Here is a 13,590-nt window from a genome sequence, read left to right as displayed (position 1 = left end):
TGATCTGGTGAACTCAAGCTTATTAAGAGTTCAAGACTTTAAAAACCTTACCTGTTCTTGGATGAGCAAAACTGTTATCCGGATCTAAATTAATGACTTTATCCGAAATCACAATTTTAGAAAGTGGCAACCAGCTTTGCTCTTGTTCAGCTTGGACAAAGTTTTTTTCATAAATATTTTCATAAATTTGTTCAACTACAATTTCCATACCACACATACTTTTGGCATTTACTTCTTTTAAAATATGGCGCTTTGACATTCTAGTCTCCTTTTTTATTATCCGCATCGCTAATAATAAAGACTCCACTGATACAATATGTAAATTTTAATAATGAAAGTGTTTTTTTTGTTTTAATCATACTTTTGTAATAATTAAATGAATAGTTGAGTAATTATTTAATTTAAATATTATCTTTAAATTAAGCTGTTTAAAATAATTATGAGTTTTAATAAAATTAAAGGGTTCATTATCTGAACCCCTTCTTTATTTAATTTTAAACTTGTACAGCGTTATCAATTGAGCCGTCATCTTGGTTTTGGACCCTGTCTTTACTAGTCACTGAGTCGCTATCGTGATCTGTATTAAAACTCTTACTGTTCTTTTGCTTCTTCTTGTAGACACACATCCCAATCGCAATACCTGTTCCTATCACTAAAATTGACTTTAACATTTTGCACCTCTTCGATTGACGGAGTAACTTTTGAAAAATCAGCTTTAATTAATAGCACATAATTTGTTATTTAACGGCTTTCATTTGCTCCGCTTTTGTAAGGTATTTAATTTTTATGTTAATTGAATAGTGTAATAGTTAAAAAATAAATTTTGATACAAAGCAAAAAGCCTATTCTATATTTTGAATAGGCTTTTTACTGTATTTCAGGATTAAGCAGTATTATGAATTGCTTTAAGCAATCTTATTATCTTTGAATACACTACAAATGTATTTAATGCTGAACTTTTAGTCAAGATAGGATTGAGTAGTTTTACTAATAATTAGTGATTATTGTGATGACTGTCACATTTATTTTATTGAGATAAGAAAAAACCCATTTCTACTTCTCATGAAGAAATGGGTAATGTGAAAACCACAAAAGACCTGAAATACCAAATGTTCTTACATTCAGTAAGGTTGAGTGTAGTGAATATACCGAATGGTTGACAATTAAACTATTTGTATTTTTTTTAGTCATTTCGGCCAATAAAAAAACAGTTATGATTCTGTAGATTAATTCTGTTTAGTCATTCATTATTGACCAAAAATTCTATCAAGCACTCTCATCCAATTATTCATACATATATTTTCAATCAGTACTTTAGAGTAACCACGCTGTTGCATACGCTCAATTAAGCGATGTAGGCCCGTTACATCTTCAAGCTCAGTGCCAATGAGGGCGCCGTCAAAGTCGGAACCAAAACCTACATGTTCTTCGCCCAAATGATCCATTAAATATTCTAAATGTTCTAAAATTACATCGATGGATGTATCTGCATTGCGTTGTCCATCCGATCGTAAAAACGCGACATCAAAATTTACGCCCACCATACCTTTACTCTCTCCGATTGCTTTAAGCTGCGAGTCAGTTAAGTTGCGTGCTTGAGCACATAAAGCATGTGAATTAGAGTGCGTTGCTACAATAGGCTGTTGCAATATTTCTACCGTATTCCAAAAAGCTTGTTCATTCATGTGTGAAACATCAATCACCATCTTTTTATCAGCACAGCGTTTTATAAAGTTTTTGCCATCGCTGGTAAGACCTGCTCCAGTGTCAGGCGAATGCGGAAACTTAGCATTTAAACCATGTCCAAAGCGGCTAGGTCTATTCCAAAGTGGGCCAATACTACACAGGCCTCTTTCATAAAATACATCGAGTAAATCAGGGTTATGTTGTAAAGCCTCTGCACCTTCCATATGCAATACAATTGCTAGCTTTTGTTCTGCTAAACAATTCTGAATATTTTGAACTGATGTGCAAATTTTAATATTTTCAGAGCGCTGAGCGAGTTGATGAGCTAAATCGAGTTGTTCCAAGCAAATTTGTTCAACTTGCTGTTGGGTAAAATCAGAAGCATTTTGATCAAATAACTTATTGGGATGATGCTGTTGGACATAGCCATACGGAGGTAAAAAAATCGCAAACATTCCTCCCATAAAACCAGCTTGTTGACAGCGTTTTAGGTCAAGATGGCCCGCTAAGCGTTCATGAATAAAAGTATGTACAGGATCTGGATGATCACTTAGCCATAAGCGTGTTAAAGCATCATTATGCCCATCAAAAACTGGAATATGGCTAGGCTTCATGAGCATTCCTATTACTTGCTATATGTCTGTAATTGTGTGGACTGGAATATTTTGCGTAGCGCTTAAAGATTTAGAGTTTCTACTATTACGGAATACTAAGTTTTGCAGTGGTGCAGCCAACTGACTTTCTGTACGTGCTTGTTCAATCATTTGATGATACGGCGATTTCCCACATACAGGATCGGCATTAGCCGCATCTCCAGTCAACATATAGGCCTGACACCGACATCCGCCAAAGTCTCGATCTTTATCTGGGCAACTACGGCAACCTTCTGGCATCCATGCATCACCACGGAAATGATTAAATCCAGTTGATTTGTACCAAATATCTGACAATTTATGTTCGCGGACGTTTGGAAATGAAATTGGCAATTGTCGTGCTGCGTGGCAAGGTAGCGCCATACCATCTGGAGCAACTGTAAAGAAGATTTTACCCCAACCATTCATACAAGCTTTTGGTCGTTCTTCATAATAATCAGGTACTACAAAAATGAGTTTGCAAGGATGATTTTGCGCTTTTAATTTTTCTCGATATTCATTGGTAATCCGTTCTGCACGTATCAGTTGCTCTTGGGTGGGTAATAAACCTTGGCGGTTTAAAAAAGCCCAACCATAAAACTGACAAATTGCTAGCTCGACTGTATCTGCATTAAGCTCAAGGCAAAGTTCAATGATTTGTTCAATCTGGTCAATGTTATGTCGATGAATAACAAAGTTAAGAACCATTGGGTAATCGTATTTCTTAACCAGTCGGCACATTTCATACTTTTGTTCGAAAGCATGTTTTGAACCTGCCAAGGCATCATTCACCATAGGGTCGCTAGCTTGGAAGCTCACTTGAATGTGGTCTAAACCCGCTTGTTTTAGATCAGCAATACGTTGTTCGGTAAGACCCATGCCTGAGGTAATTAAGTTGGTATAAAACCCTTGCTGATGAGCATGTGCAACGAGTAGTTCTAAATCTTGACGTACCAGTGGTTCACCACCAGAGAAACCGAGTTGAACAGCACCCATCTGACGTGCTTGATCAAAAACATCAAACCACTCTTGAGTGGTCAGCTCATTTTTATGCTGAGCATAGTCCAAGGGGTTTGAGCAATATGGGCATTGTAGCGGACAACGATAAGTTAACTCCGCTAATAACCATAAAGGTAGGCCAACACCTTCTGTCATACCAGGTCGATCCAGTGTTGCTGCTTTGCGACTAGCATGTAATCCACTACATCCTGATCAATCTCAGCAATATCACCAAATTTTTGCTTTAACTGGGCAATAATAGCGGACACATTTTGCTGCCCATCAATATATTGCCCAATTGCCCCTGCACTTTCATTTAACTTGATCATGCCTTCAGGATACAAAATCACAAAACCATTTTGAGCTGGCTCGAACTGAAAACGGTAACCTTGTCGCCATGTCGGCACAAGGTTTAAATCAAACTGTTCTTTATTCATTTAAATAGTCCTTTGTGCCAAACTCGTTTGCTCGTCACAGTGTGATATGGCGCTTCATTGTGAACATGTGCCAGTGTTAAAGCATCTAGAATGCTCCATAAAATATCTAGTTTAAACTGCAATATTTCAAGCATTCGTTCTTGTTGTTCATGAGTCGTAAATGAATCAAGCGTAATCGTTAAACCATGTTCAACGTCACGGCGTGCCTGACTTAAACGAGAACGGAAATATTCATAGCCTTTATCATCAATCCATGGATAGTGCTGCGGCCATGAATCAAGTCTTGATTGATGAATTTGTGGAGCAAAAAGTTCAGTTAAAGAACTGCTTGCTGCTTCCCGCCATGAAGCACGGCGTGCAAAGTTCACATAGGCATCTACAGCAAAACGAACGCCCGGTAATACCAGTTCTTCAGAAATCACTTGCTCGCGACTCAAGCCTACAGCTTCAGCTAAGCGTAACCATGCTTCTCGGCCACCACCATCTGGATATTCACCATCTTGATCGATCATGCGTTGAATCCATTCTTGACGGACTCGCTGATCTGGGCAATTCGCCATAATGGCCGCATCTTTAAGCGGAATATTAATTTGATAGTAATAGCGGTTTGCAACCCAAGCCTGAATTTGTTGCTGGGTGGCTTTACCTTCATACATCATCACGTGAAATGGATGATAGATATGATAATACTGGCCTTTATCGATAATGGCTTGTTGGAATTGTTCGGTCGTTAAAGCTTCAGGTGTTTGAGTCATGTTTCACCTTAGAGTTCAATCTGCATGCCGTCATAGGCAACTTCTACACCATTTGCTTTAAGCTCAGCAAACTGGCTAGAGTTTTCATTTAAAATTGGATTGGTATTGTTAATATGAATCAGCACTTTTTTAGGTGTACTCAGCTGATTTAAATAACACAGTGAACCACCTTCACCACTAATATATAAATGCCCCATTTCACGGCCAGTTTTAGTTCCAACCCCTGTTTGTTGCATTTCATCGTCTGTCCAAAGCGTACCATCAATCATGACGCAGTCTGAACTCTGCATAATCTGCATGATTTGATCATCAATTTTTCCAAGACCCGGTGCATAGAATAGCTGCTTTTGTGTTTTATGGTCTTTGATAATTAAAGCGATATTGTCGCCGTCATGTGGGTCATTTCGATGCGGTGAATATGGTGGCGCAGCACTTTTAATAATTAAGGGCAAAAATTCTAAATTTTCGAAACCATCAATTTTAAAGGCTTGTTTAGGATTGATCTCATTGTATTGAAGACCGCCATTCCAGTGTTTGAGCATATTAAATACTGGAAAGCCGCTTGTTAAATCTTGGTGGACCATTTCTGTACACCATACATTCATTGGACAACCTTCACGTAAGGTTAAAAGCCCAGTGGTATGGTCTAGCTGACTGTCCATTAAAATAACGCTTGTTATTCCTGTATCACGCAATTTACGCGCGGGTTGTGCTGCTTTAAATTCGAAAAGTTGCTGGCGGATATCAGGTGATGCGTTTAATAAAACCCAGTCTGTTCCATTTTCAGATACAGCAATTGATGATTGAGTACGAGCTTTGGCTTGGATTGAACCTGTGCGTACACCATGACAATTCGGGCAATTACAATTCCACTGCGGGAACCCGCCTCCGGCAGCTGAACCTAAAACATAAATATACATAAAATTAATATCTTATTAAAAAGAGATAAGCCCTAGAACAAGACTAGGGCTTATGACATATTTGGATGAAACTGAATTAACGTGCTTCGAAGTACATAGTAACTTCAAAACCAATGCGTAAATCAGTAAAAGCTGGTTTAGTCCATTGCATAAATTATCTCCGGTTCATATTAATCTTGTGAAATGAATCACTTGATTAAATCTTATAAGGTCATTAAAAATTTATTCTAAATAAAAAATTTGGGTTTGTAGACCACCCCTAGCCAAGATATTGTTCGATAATTGTGTTTTTTGTCCAAATTTTAATATTTCGAACTTATTTGCTGATTGAAGGTTTCATCAAACATTCATACTAAAAGCGTACTTTTTATCCGTCTTAATTGATCAAATGATAAAAAAATGAAAAATTTAACAACACTTTTTAAAGTAACAACACTTTCTCTGGCAGTAACGTTATTGGCTGGATGTAATGACGATGATAATAACGACACCGCACCACCTGCTCAAAAAAGCAATCAAACCGTAAATATTTTAGCTTTTAATGACTTTCACGGAAATCTTGAGCCACCTAAGCGTTACGTCGAAGCACCTAATCCAAATGATGCTGCTCAATCTGTTCGTATTCCTGTGGGTGGGGTGAGTTACTTCGCCGATGCAATTAAAAAACTTAAAGCAGAAAATCCAAATAATGCTGTGGTTTCGGCGGGCGACTTAATTAGCGCCTCTCCTCTAACATCTTCTTTATTTTTAGATGAACCGACCATTGAAGTCATGAATGATATTCAAATTGACTTTAATGCTGTCGGTAACCATGAATTTGACCGTGGTACAGATGAATTACGCCGTTTAAAGAACGGTGGATGTCAGCAATATACCAGCACTGCACCTTGCCAAATAAATAAAAACTTTAGTGGTGCAAAATTTGATTTCCTTGCTGCTAACGTAGCAATGAAAAATGATGCCAGTAAAACGATCTTTCCTGCATATAAAGTCAAAACCTATGGTGGAATTCCAGTCGCATTTATTGGTTTAACCCTTAAAGCAACGCCAAGTATTGTTTCTGCTGCCGGCATTAAAGACGTTGAGTTTCGTGATGAAGCCGATACGGTAAACGCCTTGATTCCTGAATTACAAAAACAAGGAATTGAAGCGATTGTAGTGGTTGTACATGAAGGTGCAGCACCAAGTACGAAGTTTAATGAAAAAACATGTGATGGCTTAAGCGGCCCTATTTTAGGAATTTTGGATAAGCTTAATCCAGCAGTTGATATTGTTGTTTCAGGTCACACGCATCAATCTTATATTTGTGACTATGCAACCAAAAACCCGGCAAAACCATTCTTACTTACCTCAGCTGGACAATATGGCACACTCATTACTGACATCAAAGTTGAACTTGATGGTAAAACTGGTGATGTGATTAAGAAGGATGCTAAACAAGTTCCTATACAAAGCGAAGCCTATACGTCTGGCACAACCACGGTAAGCCTTACCGATCTCTATCAAAAATTTAGTAAAACACCAAGCATTGAAGCCATTTTAGATAAGTACCGCCAAGCTGTGACCACCATTTCAAGCCGTGTGGTTGGAACTGCAACAGCAGTAGTAAGTCGTACTCAAGTTGAAAGTGGTGAAAGTCCGCTCGGTATTATGATTGCTGATGCTCAACAAGCGGCTGCCTTAAAAGCAAGTAACCAAGGCTCTGATTTTACCTTAATGAACCCAGGTGGTGTCCGTGCCGATTTACTCATCAATAGCAGTAACCAGATTACCTTTGGCGATGTTTTTGCGGTGCAACCTTTTGGTAACTCTATTGTGACTTTGAGCTTAACTGGCAAACAAATTAGAGATGTAATTGAACAGCAATGGTCTGGTGCAAATACAAATTCAGCTAGAATTTTACAGCCGTCTAAAGAATTAACTTATCAATATGCGGCAAATGCGGCTGTTTCACCAAGAGCAAGTAACATCATGGTTGCTGGTTCACCATTGGTTGACAGTAAAGTATACCGAGTAACAGTCAATAGTTTCTTGGCAGATGGTGGTGATAACTTCACCGTATTAAAAGAAGGTCAAAACCGTGTAGGTGGTGGTCAAGATATTGATGCCCTTGAAAGCTATGTCGCTAAGAATTCACCTTTAATTATTCCAGCGACTACTCGAATTAAAGTCATCAAATAGTAAATTTAATAAAAAAGGACAGCTTAGGCTGTCCTTTTTTCTATCTAAACTTTTTATTCTGTATAGAGATTAAGTTCAATACTACTGATATTGGTTCCTGTATTCGCAAAAATAACATCTATAACTTCATGCAGTAGCTCTTTTACTTTTTCATGTTCATAACTGGTTGCTTCTGCCGTTTTTAGACAAATCAAGTTACAGCTCATCTTATCTTTTCTAAGCTTATAGATACTCTTACTTTTTCCTAAGAACACTCTTTTGATGAGTTTGCGATTTTCAAATTCAGACAAGATTCGATAAATTGTTCCAAGCGTGATTTTATGTTCATTTTTAATTTGCGCATAAATACTTACCGCGCTTAAGCCTTGTGGATTTTGATTTAAAATTTCAAAAACCTGTATTCTCGATTTTTTTATTGGTAGTCCATTTAATAATGATTTTGAAGTTGCCGTCATGATTAATTAGCCTTAATGTTGAGAAGTATAGAAATTTTTAAAATTATTTTGTCTATACTTACTTGAAAATTATGGATATTTGTATGCTAAAAAGCAAAGCCTATTCCCCTATGAATAGGCTTTGCCCTTCGTTTTACCTTAGAAACTATAAGTCGCTTTTACAAAATAATTACGGCCATAAAGTTTGGTATTAAAGGTTTTATTTTTATCTTCCAGATCAACATCGGTCAGGTTTTTTACACCATAGTCCAATGTTAAGCGTGGTGAAAGTGGTGAAGTAAATGTCACGTCATAAGTGGTATAAGCTGGTAACTCTTTAGTTGCGGAGTACATTTGCTTACCAACGTAGCTTACCCCTGCATTTACACGGAAGTCTTCAACGGGTGCCCAAGAAATTGAACCATTAGCCAGCCATTCTGGTCGTTCAGTTAAATCTTGACCTGTCGTTTTATTTTTTGCATCAAGATAAGTGGCATTTGCCTTAACACCTAAATTATCTGTGAAATCATAACCACCTGTAAGTTCAACACCTTTAAGCTCTGCACGACTTACATTAGTCCAGATTTTTCTAAAATCACCCACTAAACGCGGGTCTCCATTACTTAAGGTAATGGCTTCGATCAGGTTCTTCACATCATTTTGGAAAACGGTAACACCAGCATTCCAGTTTGGACGGGTTACAATTAAGGATGCTTCATAGTTGGTGCTTTCTTCTGGCTCTAAGTCAGGATTACCTCGAATGTGACAACTACCACCACATGAAATCATTGAGTAATTGATATCTAACTGTGCTGGAGACGGAACTTTATAAGCTTGACCAACACCACCTTTTAAGACAACACCTTCAGCAAGTTCATAGGACAAATAGGCTTTACCGGTCGATTTACCATCAAAGTCATCAAAGTCGTCGTAACGGCCACCTAGAGTTAAGGTCAGTGCATCATTAATATGGGTATCATTTTGAACAAATACACCGTAACTTTTTTGCTGGTTTTTCCCTGTACCGATATAACTCACAACGTCTGTAATTTTTTGGTCTTTATAATCAAAACCTGCTGTAGTGTTATTCATCAGCCAATCAAAGTTAGCGAAGGCACGACCAATTAAATTTTCTTGCTTATATTGACGGTTTTGTGGCGCGTCATATTCGCTATCGTAGTCAGAAATTTTAGCTGTTTCTTTACCAATGTAAGCTTCTGTTTTACCCCAACCCCATTTTCCACGGTGAGCAATTCCCACATTGGTTCGTTTCATTTCTGATTCTTGAATTGAAGTTGCCGCATCTTGGGTCAGTGGGCGTTTATCGTTGTTATAACCCAAATCTAGGTCTAAAGTTTGTTGGTCATTAATATTCCAACTTAATGTACCGTTTACGTTTTTAGTATCTTTTTCTACAAAGTAAGCTCCATCTGGATCTGGTTTGCCATTTCGGTACCATGCATCACGGTTATAGGCATCTCCTGCTAAAGTAAAACTTAGATTGTCGGTTAAACCGCCGTATAAGTTAAATCCGTAACGGAATTGATCTTTTCCATTTCCGCGGTCTGCTCGATTATATTGGCCAAAGACCGAACCATGCAGCTGCCCATCCTCGGCTTTCTTGGTAATAATATTGATGACTCCGCCCATGGCATCTGCTCCATAGAGCGATGACATTGGTCCTCGAATCACTTCTACTCGTTCAATACTATTTAAAGGAATTGCACTCCAGTCAAAGTCATTACCTCGCCACATGGCACCATTAGATGACATGCGTTTTCCATTAAGTAGAATGAGTGTGTAGTTACCTGATGTATTTAGCATTCCCCGTATAACGATTTTATCTTGACCGCTGTTATAGTTATAAACCCCAGCTTGTTTTTGTAAAACATCAGCAAGACTGAGCGCCGCACTACGTTCAATCTCTTCACTCGTGATCACACTAATGGATGCAGGTGCTTTATCTACATCTTGTTCTTTTAATGCAGCGGAAACCACAATCGTTTTAAGTTTTTGAACTGATTCATTATTACTCTGCTGTTCACTATCTGTATTTGCTTGAACTGCAAACGGAAGCAGTGTTGAGATGGCGACCACCAGCGCCTTTTTAGTTAACGTCATTTCTCGGCCCTTATTCTGGATAATAATTACCATATGATAATTGTTATCATTTATGATGTGCCGAGCATCATATACTTATGACTTTTACTGTTCAAGATAAAAATAATTATTAGTTATATAATGATAATCATTATTGTTTGTGGTTTAAAAAAGCGTTAACATGACACTTTCGTGTGCCTAAAAACCTATTTAAAACAATCTTAAAGTAGACATAACAATGCTCTCTCGATTTTTTATCTACCACCCTATCTTTGTTTCTGTCATTGCAATCACTATTCTTATTTTTGGTTTTTTTGCCACTTTAGCCATGCCGGTCGAACGCTATCCAAACCTTGCACCACCCGGTGTCACTGTTGTCGCGAACTACCGTGGTGCAGCTGCTGATACAGTAGAAGAAAGTGTGACCCAAATTTTAGAACAACAAATAAAAGGTCTGGATAATTTGCTTTACTTTACGTCCTATAGTGAATCATCAGGAACGAGTAGCATTGATATTCATTTTAAAATTGGCACAGATATTGATAAAGCACAGCTCCAAGTACAAAACCGAATTAATGGTGCATTAAACCGTTTACCTGAGGAAGTTCAAAGACAAGGCGTAAACATATGGAAAACCACGGGCGATATGCTACTTATTGTGGGGCTATATGATGAAACTGGTAAAACCAGCAATATTGATTTGTCTGATTATATGGTGAATCACTTTGAACAACCTTTAAGTCAGCTGCAAGGCATTGGTGAGGTGAATGTTTTTGGTTCAAGCTATGCTATGCGCATTTGGTTAAATCCAAATCAGCTTAGAAATTACCAACTTGTGCCGAGTGATATTGAAAAGGCCCTCGAAGATTATAATACTCAGATTGCTGCGGGTTCGATTGGTGCAATGCCCTCTGCTTCTGACCAAAATATTTATGCAAAAGTAAAAGCAGGTTCACGTTTAAAAACAATAGATGACTTTAAATCGGTAGTCGTTAAAGCAAATGTTGACGGTAGTCTTGTTTATTTAAAAGATGTCGCGAGAGTCGAATTAGGTGCAGAAAATTACGAAAGTATTAACACACTTAATGGCTATCCATCGGCAGGTTTAGGGATTTCGCTAAGCCCTGATGCCAATGCAATCGAGACTTCTGCTCTTATTAAAGAAAAAATGGCTCAGCTTAGCCAGCATTTACCAGCTGGATATAAAGTCGTTTATCCACGAGACAATACACCATTTATTGAAGAGTCAATTAAGCAGGTTATGATCACTTTGCTTGAAGCAATCGTGCTAGTTGTTATTGTGATGTATCTCTTTTTACAAAATTGGCGTGCAACTCTTATTCCAACCATTACAGTTCCCATCGTCATTAGTGGCACATTTGTGGTGTTGTATTTGTTTGGAATGAGCATTAACACACTTACGCTATTTGCTCTAGTTTTAGCGATTGGGTTATTGGTTGATGACACGATTGTAGTCGTGGAAAATGTTGAACGGCTTATGCACGAACAACAGCTAAGTGTACGTGAAGCTTGTTTAATGTCGATGCAAGAGATTAGCGGTGCATTGGTGGGTATTACGCTGGTCTTAACCGCGGTATTTATTCCAATGGCCTTTTTTAGTGGTTCGACGGGTATGATTTACCGTCAGTTTTCTATTACATTAGCGGCAGCTATGTTGTTATCGCTATTTGTAGCCATGACCATTACGCCAGCAATGTGCGCAGTTCTATTAAAAAAACAGCATAAAAAACCAAAATGGGGACAAATGCTTGAGCTTGCTCTTCAAAAAGTCAGATCAGCTTTTAGTTTTTTATCGGTTCGCTTAACTCAATTTAAAGTATTTTCCAGTCTATTGGTTGTGGGCATAGCGGTTATTTTATTTATGATTTACCGCAGCTTGCCTACAAGCTTTATTCCAAATGAAGATCAAGGACTGCTGGCTGTGCCTTATAGTTTGCATAACAGTGCTTCAATGAGCCAGACGGAAGAAGTTGGAAGACTCGTCAATAATTATTTTTTTGAACATGAAGCCAAAAATATTAATACCGTACTGGTCGTGAATGGACAAAACTTTTCAGGGAACGGTCCAAATTTGGGTATGGCGTTTGTTTCGCTTAAACATTGGAATGAGCGTAAAGGAGAAACTAATACGGCAAGTGCTATTCGTGAACGTGCCCAAGCATATTTACAAAAGAACTTACCCGCTAAAGTCATGGTAGGAATGCCGCCAAGTGTATCTGGTTTAGGTCAGTCTGATGCTTTAGAACTTTGGCTTAGAGATGTAAATGGTCAAGGGCGCGATGAATTAATTAAACAATATAAAGCCTTAGAAAAAGAATCTCAAAATTATTCGGCCTTTGAAAATCTAAGCCCTCTTGTGAGTGAAGATAAAGCCGAAGTATTTATTCAACTCGACCAAAATAAAGCCAAAATGTTAGGAATTGACCAACAAGCAATTCGTTCAACCCTATCGACGGCTTGGGGTGGAAACTATGTGGGCGATTTTGTTGAACGAGGTCGAATTAAGAGAATCATTATGCAAGGCGATGCAGAATTCCGTTCTAAACCCGAAGATTTAGCATATTGGCATGTGCGAAATAACTCAGGTGGCATGCTTTCTCTCGCCCATTTTGCGCAAAGTCAGTGGAAAGGTGGCCCAGAAGCACTTACCCGATTTATGGGACTAACTGCCATTCAACTCGAAGCCAATGTAAGTCCAGGCTTTAGCTCAGGTCAGGCAATGCAACAGTTAAGTGATATGGTCAGTAAACAATCTGGTATAGATGTCGCATGGAGCGGTCTTTCATTACAAGAGCAACAATCTAGCCGCCAAGCAATTTATTTATATCTTATTTCTATTTTGTTTATTTTCTTATGTTTGGCTGCCTTGTATGAAAGCTGGAAAGTTCCTTTTATTATTTTATTAGGGCTTCCCTTAGGTATTACAGGCACTATTATTTTTGCTTGGATTTTTAAGTTACCTAACGATGTTTACTTTCAAATTGCCCTATTAACAGGTATTGGTTTATCTTGTAAAAATGCGATTCTCATTGTTGAGTTTGCGACTCAAGCACTCAAACAAGGAAAAAGTAAAATCGATGCGGCAAGTGAGGCTTTGAAACTGCGTTTACGTCCGATTTTGATGACATCTCTTGCCTTTGGTGCTGGTGTGGTTCCTTTGATTTTTGCAACTGGTGCAGGCGCTGCGAGTAGATATGAAATTGGAATGAGCGTATTCGGTAGTGTTGTGTTTGGTACATTACTGGTACCGCTATTTACTGTGTTCTTCTTTGTTGTGGTTCATAGTTTACCGAGTTTTCAGTGGTCAATGAGCAAACTATGGTTGAGCCGAACTTTGAGATTTAACAGCCGTATAAAAAAGAATAATACCTCCTTTTAAAGATTAAAATAAAAAATGGCAGATATTAAATCTGCCATTTTTTATT

12 protein-coding genes are annotated in these 13,590 nt (G+C 38.1%); 2 read left to right on the top strand and 10 right to left on the bottom strand.

All coding sequences use genetic code 11. From position 1 onward, the window contains the following. Positions 1 to 22 precede the first annotated feature (22 nt). The 8 genes from ACS125_RS13380 to pqqA all read right to left on the bottom strand — a co-directional run bounded on the left by ACS125_RS13380 (position 23) and on the right by pqqA (position 5,580). Complete coding sequence (locus ACS125_RS13380; RefSeq protein ID WP_004792401.1) at positions 23 to 259, bottom strand: hypothetical protein; 237 nt, start codon at positions 257 to 259, stop codon at positions 23 to 25. Between the two features lie 235 nt (positions 260 to 494). Beyond that, entirely contained in the window at positions 495 to 671 is a 177-nt protein-coding gene (locus ACS125_RS13375; RefSeq protein ID WP_004792403.1) for a hypothetical protein, read from the bottom strand. Positions 672 to 1,247: 576 nt separating this feature from the next. Beyond that, entirely contained in the window at positions 1,248 to 2,300 is a 1,053-nt protein-coding gene (locus ACS125_RS13370; protein ID WP_443272625.1) for a dipeptidase, read from the bottom strand. Positions 2,301 to 2,318: 18 nt separating this feature from the next. Next, on the bottom strand, positions 2,319 to 3,473 hold the full coding sequence (gene pqqE / locus ACS125_RS13365; protein ID WP_443272623.1) for a pyrroloquinoline quinone biosynthesis protein PqqE: 1,155 nt from the start codon (positions 3,471 to 3,473) through the stop codon (positions 2,319 to 2,321). Continuing rightward, a complete protein-coding gene (pqqD, locus tag ACS125_RS13360; RefSeq protein WP_004792407.1) occupies positions 3,470 to 3,754 on the bottom strand; it encodes a pyrroloquinoline quinone biosynthesis peptide chaperone PqqD in 285 nt (94 codons plus the stop codon). The genes pqqE and pqqD overlap by 4 nt, the downstream gene beginning before the upstream one ends. Then, the gene (pqqC, locus tag ACS125_RS13355; protein ID WP_443272621.1) at positions 3,751 to 4,509 is read right to left on the bottom strand and encodes a pyrroloquinoline-quinone synthase PqqC; all 759 of its coding nucleotides are present in this window, start codon (positions 4,507 to 4,509) and stop codon (positions 3,751 to 3,753) included. The genes pqqD and pqqC overlap by 4 nt, the downstream gene beginning before the upstream one ends. Positions 4,510 to 4,517: 8 nt before the next feature. Beyond that, complete coding sequence (gene pqqB, locus ACS125_RS13350; RefSeq protein WP_296524480.1) at positions 4,518 to 5,429, bottom strand: pyrroloquinoline quinone biosynthesis protein PqqB; 912 nt, start codon at positions 5,427 to 5,429, stop codon at positions 4,518 to 4,520. A gap of 76 nt (positions 5,430 to 5,505) precedes the next feature. Then, positions 5,506 to 5,580, bottom strand: a complete 75-nt coding sequence (pqqA, locus tag ACS125_RS13345) for a pyrroloquinoline quinone precursor peptide PqqA (RefSeq protein ID WP_001982218.1) — start codon at positions 5,578 to 5,580, stop codon at positions 5,506 to 5,508. A 248-nt stretch (positions 5,581 to 5,828) separates the two neighbouring features. On the opposite strand from pqqA, the gene ACS125_RS13340 reads away from it, so the two are divergent. Next, a complete protein-coding gene (locus ACS125_RS13340) occupies positions 5,829 to 7,610 on the top strand; it encodes a bifunctional metallophosphatase/5'-nucleotidase (RefSeq protein WP_443272618.1) in 1,782 nt (593 codons plus the stop codon). Positions 7,611 to 7,663: 53 nt separating this feature from the next. Here the strand turns inward: ACS125_RS13340 and ACS125_RS13335 are convergent, their stop codons facing one another. Both ACS125_RS13335 and ACS125_RS13330 read right to left on the bottom strand, forming a co-directional pair. Beyond that, entirely contained in the window at positions 7,664 to 8,065 is a 402-nt protein-coding gene (locus ACS125_RS13335) for a transcriptional repressor (RefSeq protein ID WP_004792413.1), read from the bottom strand. 138 nt (positions 8,066 to 8,203) lie between these two features. Beyond that, positions 8,204 to 10,165: a TonB-dependent receptor plug domain-containing protein gene (locus ACS125_RS13330; protein ID WP_443272616.1), complete on the bottom strand. Its 1,962-nt coding sequence runs from the start codon at positions 10,163 to 10,165 to the stop codon at positions 8,204 to 8,206. Positions 10,166 to 10,382: 217 nt separating this feature from the next. Here ACS125_RS13330 and ACS125_RS13325 point away from each other — a divergent pair, with 217 nt between their 5' ends. Continuing rightward, positions 10,383 to 13,544, top strand: coding sequence for a multidrug efflux RND transporter permease subunit (locus ACS125_RS13325; RefSeq protein WP_443272614.1), 3,162 nt, complete (start codon positions 10,383 to 10,385; stop codon positions 13,542 to 13,544). Positions 13,545 to 13,590 lie beyond the last annotated feature (46 nt).

The organism is Acinetobacter sp. PFS20 (assembly GCF_052261015.1).
Taxonomy (GTDB): Bacteria; Pseudomonadota; Gammaproteobacteria; order Pseudomonadales; family Moraxellaceae; genus Acinetobacter.
This window is presented reverse-complemented; position numbering and strand designations above follow the sequence as displayed.

What these genes read in the sequence shown, in the direction of transcription:
- ACS125_RS13375 (WP_004792403.1), bottom strand. Translation starts at nt 671, where the DNA reads ATGTTAAAGTCAATTTTAGTGATAGGAACAGGTATTGCGATTGGGATG.
- ACS125_RS13330 (WP_443272616.1), bottom strand. Translation starts at nt 10,165, where the DNA reads ATGACGTTAACTAAAAAGGCGCTGGTGGTCGCCATCTCAACACTGCTT.
- pqqB (WP_296524480.1), bottom strand. Translation starts at nt 5,429, where the DNA reads ATGTATATTTATGTTTTAGGTTCAGCTGCCGGAGGCGGGTTCCCGCAG.
- ACS125_RS13325 (WP_443272614.1), top strand. Translation starts at nt 10,383, where the DNA reads ATGCTCTCTCGATTTTTTATCTACCACCCTATCTTTGTTTCTGTCATT.
- ACS125_RS13380 (WP_004792401.1), bottom strand. Translation starts at nt 259, where the DNA reads ATGTCAAAGCGCCATATTTTAAAAGAAGTAAATGCCAAAAGTATGTGT.
- pqqD (WP_004792407.1), bottom strand. Translation starts at nt 3,754, where the DNA reads ATGAATAAAGAACAGTTTGATTTAAACCTTGTGCCGACATGGCGACAA.
- pqqC (WP_443272621.1), bottom strand. Translation starts at nt 4,509, where the DNA reads ATGACTCAAACACCTGAAGCTTTAACGACCGAACAATTCCAACAAGCC.
- ACS125_RS13335 (WP_004792413.1), bottom strand. Translation starts at nt 8,065, where the DNA reads ATGACGGCAACTTCAAAATCATTATTAAATGGACTACCAATAAAAAAA.
- pqqE (WP_443272623.1), bottom strand. Translation starts at nt 3,473, where the DNA reads ATGACAGAAGGTGTTGGCCTACCTTTATGGTTATTAGCGGAGTTAACT.
- ACS125_RS13340 (WP_443272618.1), top strand. Translation starts at nt 5,829, where the DNA reads ATGAAAAATTTAACAACACTTTTTAAAGTAACAACACTTTCTCTGGCA.
- ACS125_RS13370 (WP_443272625.1), bottom strand. Translation starts at nt 2,300, where the DNA reads ATGAAGCCTAGCCATATTCCAGTTTTTGATGGGCATAATGATGCTTTA.